General features: G+C 71.6%; 8 protein-coding genes. 1 reads left to right on the forward strand and 7 read right to left on the reverse strand.

Translation table 11 applies throughout. The features are described from left to right. Positions 1 to 42: 42 nt before the first annotated feature. The 7 genes from ACFW2Y_RS33600 to ACFW2Y_RS33630 form a co-directional block, all read right to left on the reverse strand. Entirely contained in the window at positions 43 to 375 is a 333-nt protein-coding gene (locus ACFW2Y_RS33600) for a TcmI family type II polyketide cyclase (RefSeq protein ID WP_384886875.1), read from the reverse strand. Positions 376 to 398: 23 nt separating this feature from the next. After that, the gene (locus tag ACFW2Y_RS33605) at positions 399 to 878 is read right to left on the reverse strand and encodes an SRPBCC family protein (protein ID WP_384886878.1); all 480 of its coding nucleotides are present in this window, start codon (positions 876 to 878) and stop codon (positions 399 to 401) included. Position 879: 1 nt separating this feature from the next. Then, complete coding sequence (locus ACFW2Y_RS33610; protein ID WP_384886881.1) at positions 880 to 1137, reverse strand: acyl carrier protein; 258 nt, start codon at positions 1135 to 1137, stop codon at positions 880 to 882. Positions 1138 to 1161: 24 nt separating this feature from the next. After that, the gene (locus tag ACFW2Y_RS33615) at positions 1162 to 2412 is read right to left on the reverse strand and encodes a ketosynthase chain-length factor (protein ID WP_384886884.1); all 1251 of its coding nucleotides are present in this window, start codon (positions 2410 to 2412) and stop codon (positions 1162 to 1164) included. After that, a complete protein-coding gene (locus tag ACFW2Y_RS33620) occupies positions 2409 to 3677 on the reverse strand; it encodes a beta-ketoacyl-[acyl-carrier-protein] synthase family protein (protein WP_384886887.1) in 1269 nt (422 codons plus the stop codon). Before ACFW2Y_RS33620 ends, ACFW2Y_RS33615 begins: the two co-directional genes overlap by 4 nt. Continuing rightward, positions 3674 to 4129 (reverse strand): cupin domain-containing protein, encoded by a 456-nt coding sequence (locus ACFW2Y_RS33625; protein WP_384886890.1) that lies wholly within the window; start codon positions 4127 to 4129, stop codon positions 3674 to 3676. Before ACFW2Y_RS33625 ends, ACFW2Y_RS33620 begins: the two co-directional genes overlap by 4 nt. Before the next feature lie 118 nt (positions 4130 to 4247). Continuing rightward, a complete protein-coding gene (locus ACFW2Y_RS33630) occupies positions 4248 to 5369 on the reverse strand; it encodes a SchA/CurD-like domain-containing protein (RefSeq protein ID WP_384886893.1) in 1122 nt (373 codons plus the stop codon). Positions 5370 to 5600: 231 nt separating this feature from the next. Here ACFW2Y_RS33630 and ACFW2Y_RS33635 point away from each other — a divergent pair, with 231 nt between their 5' ends. Further along, entirely contained in the window at positions 5601 to 7292 is a 1692-nt protein-coding gene (locus ACFW2Y_RS33635) for an FAD-dependent oxidoreductase (RefSeq protein WP_384886895.1), read from the forward strand. Positions 7293 to 7299 lie beyond the last annotated feature (7 nt).

A 7299-nucleotide genomic window follows, 5' to 3' on the forward strand; every position in this document is an offset into this window, starting at 1 on the left:
GTCGCGGGACGGGCGGCCTCGGGTTTCACCGGGTCGTCCGGCTCAGGTGCCGGCGCTCCGCTCCCAACGGTAGAAGCAGTGCGCCATGGCGTCCTGGGGGCTCCGCCAGGTCGTCGGGTCGTACGCGCTGACGTAGGTCGACAAACGCTCGCTCACGCTGCGGAACTCGGGGTGACCGACCAGCTTCGCGACCTGGGGGGCCGGGTCCTGCTCCGACTCGATCAGGTGCAGGTACACGTCCCCGAACTGGAACAGGCTGCGCCGGGCGACGCCCACCAGATGCGGCAGTTCGCCCCGGTCGGATTCGGCGAACACGTCCGCGATCGCCGGCGCCGAACCGGGCGCCATGCGGGCGACGATCAGTGCGTGGTGCATGGTTCTCCTTCCTGGGGTGCCCGTCAGGCGGGTGTGACCGGTGCGCTCCGGCGCTCGCGCGCGGCCTCCACGAGGCGGTCCCGGATGAGCGCCATCTGGATGCGGGAGTTGCGGTTGATGTTGTCCGTCATCCACGCGTCGTCGACGGGGGCGTCGGGCTTCATGGCGAAGTCCTGGATCCAGCGCATCTGGACGCCGCCGGGCAGTTCCTCGTACTCCCAGGCGATCTCCATGTGCGCGAAGGGGCCGGTCTCGACCCGGCGGGCCCGTACCGTCCGGTTGACGCGGTCCGTGGTGCGCTCCGACACCCAGCTCCAGACCTTCCCGTTCTCGTCCGGGTGCATGGTCAGGCGGAAGGTGGTGGTGTCGCCCTCGCGGGAGAGGACCTCGACGGAGGCGTACTCGCTGAAGAGTCGGGGCCAGTTCTCGATGTCGTTGGTCATGTCCCAGACCAGGTCGAGGGGGGCGTCGATGGTGATGCTGTTGTCGGTGTGTGCGGACACGTCAGACTCCTGCCAGGGCGTTGTTGACGAGGGCGACGAACTCTGCGGGCGTCTTGCAGCGCTCGGCGTCGTTGGGCAGCGACACGCCATGGCGGTTCTCCAGCTCCCCGACGATGCCCAGCAACCCGAGCGAGTCGACGCCGAGGCCGTTGAACGGGGTGTCGGGGTCCTGTTCCAGCCGTGCGGGGTCGACCGTGACGCCCGCCGAGTGCTTCATCAGCGCGGCCAGTTCGCCGAAGGTGAGTTCCTGGGTGATCATGTCGTTCCTCCTTCTCCGCCCGGGCTAGCGGGCGAGTCCACCACCGCGGCGCACGACGAGCGCCGCGTTGGATCCCATGAGTCCCCGGCTGAGGACGAGGGCCGTGTGCAGCTCGGCAGGGCGAGCGCGGGACACCACCACGTCGAGGTCGTGGTCGATGTCGAACACGTTGGGGGTCGGGGGCACCAGGCCGTGCTCCATGGCGAGCACGGCGGCCGAGGCGTCCAGGACGGGTGCCCCGCAGTAAGCCCGGCCGAAGCCGGTCTTGGGTGCCGTCACGGGGACGCGCCGGGCGTGCGCTCCCAGGACGTCGGCGATCGCGAGTGCTTCGGCGCGGTCCGCCTCCGGGACGCCGAGGGCGTCGGGGAAGACCACGTCGATCTCCTCCGGGGCACAGTCCGCCTCGTCGAGCGCCACCCGGATGGCCTGGGCGAGCCCCTCGCGGGACAGGTCCCAGCGGGAGGCTCCGGTGAAGGTGGCGCCGTGGCCGGCGAGGGTGGCCCGCACCGTCGCGCCCCGGTCGAGGGCGCGGGTCTCGTCCTCGACGAGGAGCATGGCGCCGCCCTCGGCGGGGACGAAGCCGCACGCCTTCGCCGTGAAGGGGCGGTAGGCCCGGTCCGGGTCCTCGACGGTGCTGAGCTCGGGATAACCGAGCTGGCACACCATCGAGTACGGAGCGAGCGGCGCTTCGGCGGCTCCGACGACGACCGCACCGGTGCCCCGTCGAACGGCGCGCGCCGCGTGGGCGAGGGAGTCGAGGCCGCCCGCCTCGTCGCTGGCGACGACGCCGCAGGGGCCCTTGAAGCCGTGCCGAATGGAGATCTGACCGGTGCTCGCGGCGTAGAACCAGGCGATGGACTGGTACGGGCCGACGAACTTGGACCCCTGTCCCCAGAGCTTCTGCAGCTCCCGCTGGCCGAACTCGCCGCCCCCGGAGCCGGCGGCGGTGACGACGCCGATGGAGAAGGGCTCCTCCGGGGCGTCGCCCCGGCCGAGGCCGGCATCGACGAGGGCGAGGGCCGCCGCGGCCATGGCGTAGTGGGTGAACCGGTCGGTCTGGACGAGGAAGCGCTCGTCGATGAGGGCCGAGGCGTCGAAGCCCTCGACCTGGCCCGCGACCTTGAGGGGCAGGTGCTCACAGCCCTCGCGGGTGATCCGGTCGAGGACGCTGAGACCCTCTCGGACGGACTTCCAGTAGGCGTCGGAGCGCAATCCGTTGGGGGCGATCACACCGATGCCGGTGACGACCGCCCGTGGGGGCCGCTGTGTGCTCATCGTGTCCTCCCGCCCGGCCCGGTCAGGAGCACGGCGGACTGGAAGCCGCCGAAGCCGCTGCCGACGGAGAGCACGTTCTTCAGCTTCCGGGGGCGGGCGGTGCGCGGCACGTAGTCCAGGTCGCACTCGGGGTCGGGGACCTCGTAGTTGGCGGTCGGGGGCACCACCTGGTGCTGCAGGGCCAGCACGCAGGCGGCGACCTCTATGGCGCCGATCGCCCCGAGCGAGTGGCCCACCATGGATTTGATGGAACTCATGGGCGTGTCGTACGCGTGGGAGCCCAGGGACCGTTTGACGGCGGCGGTCTCGTGCCGGTCGTTCTGGCGGGTTCCGGAGCCGTGCGCGTTGACGTAGTCGATCGACGTGGGGTCGAGGCGGGCCTGGTCGAGCGCGGTGTCGATGGCCCGGGCCATCTCCAGCCCTTCGCCGGTCAGACCGGTCATGTGGTACGCGTTGCCGTAGGTGGCGTAGCCGCTGATCTCGCAGTAGACGTGTGCGCCGCGGGCCCGGGCGTGCTCGTACTCCTCCAGGACGAGGACCGCCGCGCCCTCACCCATGACGAAGCCGTTGCGACGGTCGTCGAAGGGTTTGGAGGCGTGTTCGGGATCGTCGTTGTCGGGAGAGGTCGCCTTGATGGCGTCGAAGCAGGCCATGGTGATCGGGGAGATCGGCGAATCGGACGCCCCGGCGATCACGACGTCCGCCCGGCCCTCCTCGATGGTGTGGAAGGCGTAGCCGACCGCGTCGAGTCCGGAGGTGCACCCGGTGGAGACGGTCTGCACCGGACCGCGGGCGCCGAACTGCTCGGCGACCACCGATGCCAGAGTGCTGGGCGAGAACGCCAGGTGCAGCTTCGGGGCGGCGGCGCGGTCGTCCACGTCCCAGCGCCGTCCGCGCTCGCTGACCAGGACGTAGTCGTGTTCCAGTCGGGTGGTGCCGCCGACGGCGCTGCCGAGGCTGACACCGACCCGCCAGGGATTCTCGGCGGCGGTGTCGACGCCGGAGTCGCGGACGGCTTCTCCGGCGGCGACGGCCGCGAACTGGATGTACCGGTCGGCGTGCTCGACCAGTTCCTGCGGAAGGCCGTGGGCGTACGGGTCGAAGTCGCACTCGGCAGCTATGCGGGAACGCAGGCCGACCGGGTCGAACAGGGTGATCCCGCGGGTCGCCGTTCGCCCCTGGCTGAGGAGGTCCCAGAAGGCCGCGGTTCCGGCGCCGCCCGGGGCGACCACGCCGATGCCGGTGACGGCCACGCGTCGCTTCACTCGAGCGCCCCCTCCCGCTCACGTGCCCGTCCATGGTCGGCGCCCGCTGCGCACGGTGCCGTCCCGGTCGTGTCCTCGGTGTCGACGTGGCCGAGGCTCGGGTGCGGGGCGAGCGGCCCCAGGTGGAAGACCATGCGGGCCTCCACGTCGCCGACGTTGCGGAAGCGGTGCCGGACGTCCACGGGGATCAGCAGTCCCTGGTCGGGCACGAGCGTGTGCGTCTCGCCGTCCAGGTCCACTTCGAGCAGCCCGGAGACGACGTAGACGAACTCCTCGGAGTACGGGTGGTAGTGCTCGCCGATGCGGTCTCCCGGCTGGATGATGGCCAGTCCCATGAAGCCGCTGGTGGAGCCCACGGTGGCAGGCGTGAGCATGGCCCGGAGGTCACCTCCGCGTCTGCAGTTGGGTTCCGTGTCGCTCAGGTTCACGATGCGCGGACGCTGCTGGAGCATGGGGTGGTACCTCCGGTTGTGACGGTGACGTGTGACGGACGGCCGGGGCCGGGGCCCGCGGAACGGGTCCGGTGGCCCGCGGTCGGGGCCGGTGGCCGGACGGCCCGCGGCGGTCCTCTCAGGAGTCGGCGGAGCGGCGGTCGGTGACGGGCAACATGTCGGCGTGCGACAGGAGCCGGTTGAGGTTGCGCTCGGACTCCAGGGACCCCTCGACGCCGATGGCGACCCCGTCGAGGAGGCGCTCAAGCACCTTGGCCTTCCGGGGCCCCTTGATGCCGAGGGCCGCGACCGGGTCGAGGTCGAGGTCGCCCTTGACGTCGATCAGACGCACCACGACGTCGTCGCGCTGGAAGACGGTGCTGCCGTGGACGGGGCTGTCGGGGTCGTCCGCGGCCTCCGCGTCCTGCTGGGCGAGGAGCCGGGCCAGGTCGGTGCCGCGCCCCTCCTTGGCCGGGTAGTACAGGGCGTGGCGCCGGAGGTCGGTCGGCTCGGGGCCGGCGGAGACCACGTGGTGCACGGCCGGGAGGGCCGCCCGGGTGAAGAAGACACGGGCCGACTCGGGGTCGGTGAGGTCCCGGTCCTGCTCCAGGTACGGGTTGATGGCCTCCTCGACCGCCCGGACCTCGGGCTGCCGGGCGACGTGTCGCAGCGCGGAGAGGAGGTCGCCCTCGACTTCGACGGCCCGTACGACGCGGTTGCCGTGCATGAACAGCGAGGTGCGGCGGAGTCGGGTGTTCTCGTCGACCTGTGCCCGGGGCGACTCGTATCCGGCGAGGAGCTCCGCCACCTTCGACTCGGAGCCGGGCTTGACCGTGAACGTGAGGGCGTGGCGGGTGACTCCGTCGCCCACGCGGGCGGCGATCTGCTCTCCCGCGAGGGTCTCCGGGGTGACCGGCCGCTGGGCCCCGGTCTCCCGGAGGATGCTGTAACGCATCGACCGGGTGTCCCGGACGCAGCTGTGCATCGGCTTGACCACCTCGACGTGTTCCTCGCTGTTGACCCAGGCGAGGAAGGGCGGGGCGCTCTCCCACTCACTGGTGATGAGCCATTGGGAGGGGTTCTCGATGGACTGGCACAGCTGGTCGCTGATGTGGCCGGGGACGTCGGCGACCTGCCTCCGCATGATTTCGTAGGCTTCGAGGAACTGCTGTTGGGCTCCGTCGTACAGGTCGAGCAGCAGGATCACCCGCAGCCTGGACCCGTCGAACACCGACTGCGAAACGCGTGCGGCGCTGGTCATGGGGCGCACCTCTTCTCGTCTTCGAGAGCGGGGAGGGACCGCCTGGCTCGAAAGGCCGGGGTCGTCATGTACTGATCGTCGGCGCGGGCGGGCCCTCCACGCGAGTCCCACGGGGCGGATGAGTGAACCGCGCGTCATTCGGGTGTTCTCCAGGCACGGTCGGGAGCTCCTGGGGGCAGACATCTGCATCCCATCCTCGACCTGCGTCAGCGATGACGCTGGAGGTCATCAATGAACCGAAGCGAAGCGACCGGCGAGGTCGACCAACGCACGCCCGTGCTGATCGTCGGCGGCTCTCTGGTGGGCCTGTCCACCTCGCTGTTCCTGGGGCGCCTCGGCGTGCCGCACATGCTCGTCGAGCGCCACGCGGGCACCTCGATCCATCCGCGTGGGCGCGGGAACAACGTGCGCACCATGGAGGTGTTCCGCGCCGCGGGCCTTCGGGACCGCATCCACGGGGCCGCGTCCGTGCTCGCGGGGAACAACGGGATCCTGCAGGCGCCGAGCCTGGTCGGCGACGTCGGCGAGTGGCTCTTCCGGAAGATCGACCCCGGCGGCGGCCTTGCCCGGTTCAGCCCGGCCGAGTGGTGCCTGTGCAGCCAGAACGACCTCGAACCCGTGCTGCTCGAGGCCGCGCGGGAGCTGGGCGGGGACCTGCGGTACTCGACCGAGCTGATGTCGTTCGAGCAGGACGGCGAAGGGGTGACCGCGCGGATCAAGAGCCGCGAGACCGGCGAGCACACCACGGTCCGGGCCGACTACCTGGTGGCTGCGGACGGTCCGCGCAGCCCCGTTCGGGAGCAGCTCGGCATCGGGCAGAACGGCTCGGGCGACCTGTTCCACAACGTGAGCGTCACCTTCGATTCCCCTGACCTCGCGGACGTCGTCGGCGACCGGCGCTTCATCGTCTGCTACCTCACCAACCCGGGGGCGGACGGGGCCCTGCTGCCGGTGGACAACGCCAGGCGGTGGGTGTTCCACGCCCCTTGGCATCCCGAACGGGGCGAAACGCTGGAGGAGTTCACCGACGAACGGTGCCGGGAGCACATCAGGCGCGCCGTGGGAGTTCCGGAGCTGCACGTGGAGATCACGGGCCGGGCGGCGTGGCACGCCGCCGAGCGGATCGCCGAACGGTACGCGGACGGGCGGGTGTTCCTCGTCGGCGACGCGGCCCACGAGATGCCTCCCACCGGGGCCTTCGGCTCCAACACCGGCATCCAGGACGCCCACAACCTCGCGTGGAAACTCGCGGCGGTCCTGGACGACTGGGCGGGTCCCGAGCTGTTGGCCTCGTACGACGCGGAGCGCCGGCCGGTCGCAGAGGCGACGAGCGCCCGCGCCGCGTCCCGTTCGGTCGAGCACAGCCACCCGGGGTACGCGCCCGAACCGGGGGCGGGCGTCCCGGCGGGGAAGCGGGGCGGGATCCTCAACGTCGCGCTGGGCTACCGCTATCCGCACGGCGCGGTCCTGGGCGCGGACCCCGCGGTCCCGGTCGTTCCGGACGATCTCCGGTTGACGGGCGAGCCCGGTAGCCGTGCGCCCCACCTGTGGCTGGACCGTGCCGGAGTGCGCCTCTCGTCCCTCGACCTGTACGAGCGGCGTCCGGTGCTGTTGTCGACGGCGGGCTCCGGAGCCGGATGGCACGCCGCGGCACAGCAGGTCGCCGAGGACCTCGGGGTGCCCCTGGAGTCCCACCGGATCGGCGGGGGCCCTGATGCGGACCTCTGCCCCACGGACGGGACGGATTGGGCCCGGGCCCACGGGGTGACCGCGGACGGTGCGGTCCTGGTCCGGCCCGACGGTTTCGTCGCCTGGCGGTCCGAGGCGGCGGCGGAGCACCCGGTGTCGGTCCTGCGGGTCGCCCTCGGGACCGTACTGGACCGGGAACCACAATCCGGGCGGGAACGCGGCGGAGCCCGCTGAACCGGGC

It is taken from the genome of Streptomyces sp. NPDC058877 (genome assembly GCF_042742855.1).
GTDB lineage: Bacteria > Actinomycetota > Actinomycetes > Streptomycetales > Streptomycetaceae > Streptomyces.

Excerpts from the sequence above, each read along its gene's own strand:
- ACFW2Y_RS33600 (WP_384886875.1), bottom strand. The coding sequence starts at position 375 with ATGCACCACGCACTGATCGTCGCCCGCATGGCGCCCGGTTCGGCGCCG.
- ACFW2Y_RS33625 (WP_384886890.1), bottom strand. The coding sequence starts at position 4,129 with ATGCTCCAGCAGCGTCCGCGCATCGTGAACCTGAGCGACACGGAACCC.
- ACFW2Y_RS33630 (WP_384886893.1), bottom strand. The coding sequence starts at position 5,369 with ATGACCAGCGCCGCACGCGTTTCGCAGTCGGTGTTCGACGGGTCCAGG.
- ACFW2Y_RS33610 (WP_384886881.1), bottom strand. The coding sequence starts at position 1,137 with ATGATCACCCAGGAACTCACCTTCGGCGAACTGGCCGCGCTGATGAAG.
- ACFW2Y_RS33635 (WP_384886895.1), top strand. The coding sequence starts at position 5,601 with ATGAACCGAAGCGAAGCGACCGGCGAGGTCGACCAACGCACGCCCGTG.
- ACFW2Y_RS33615 (WP_384886884.1), bottom strand. The coding sequence starts at position 2,412 with ATGAGCACACAGCGGCCCCCACGGGCGGTCGTCACCGGCATCGGTGTG.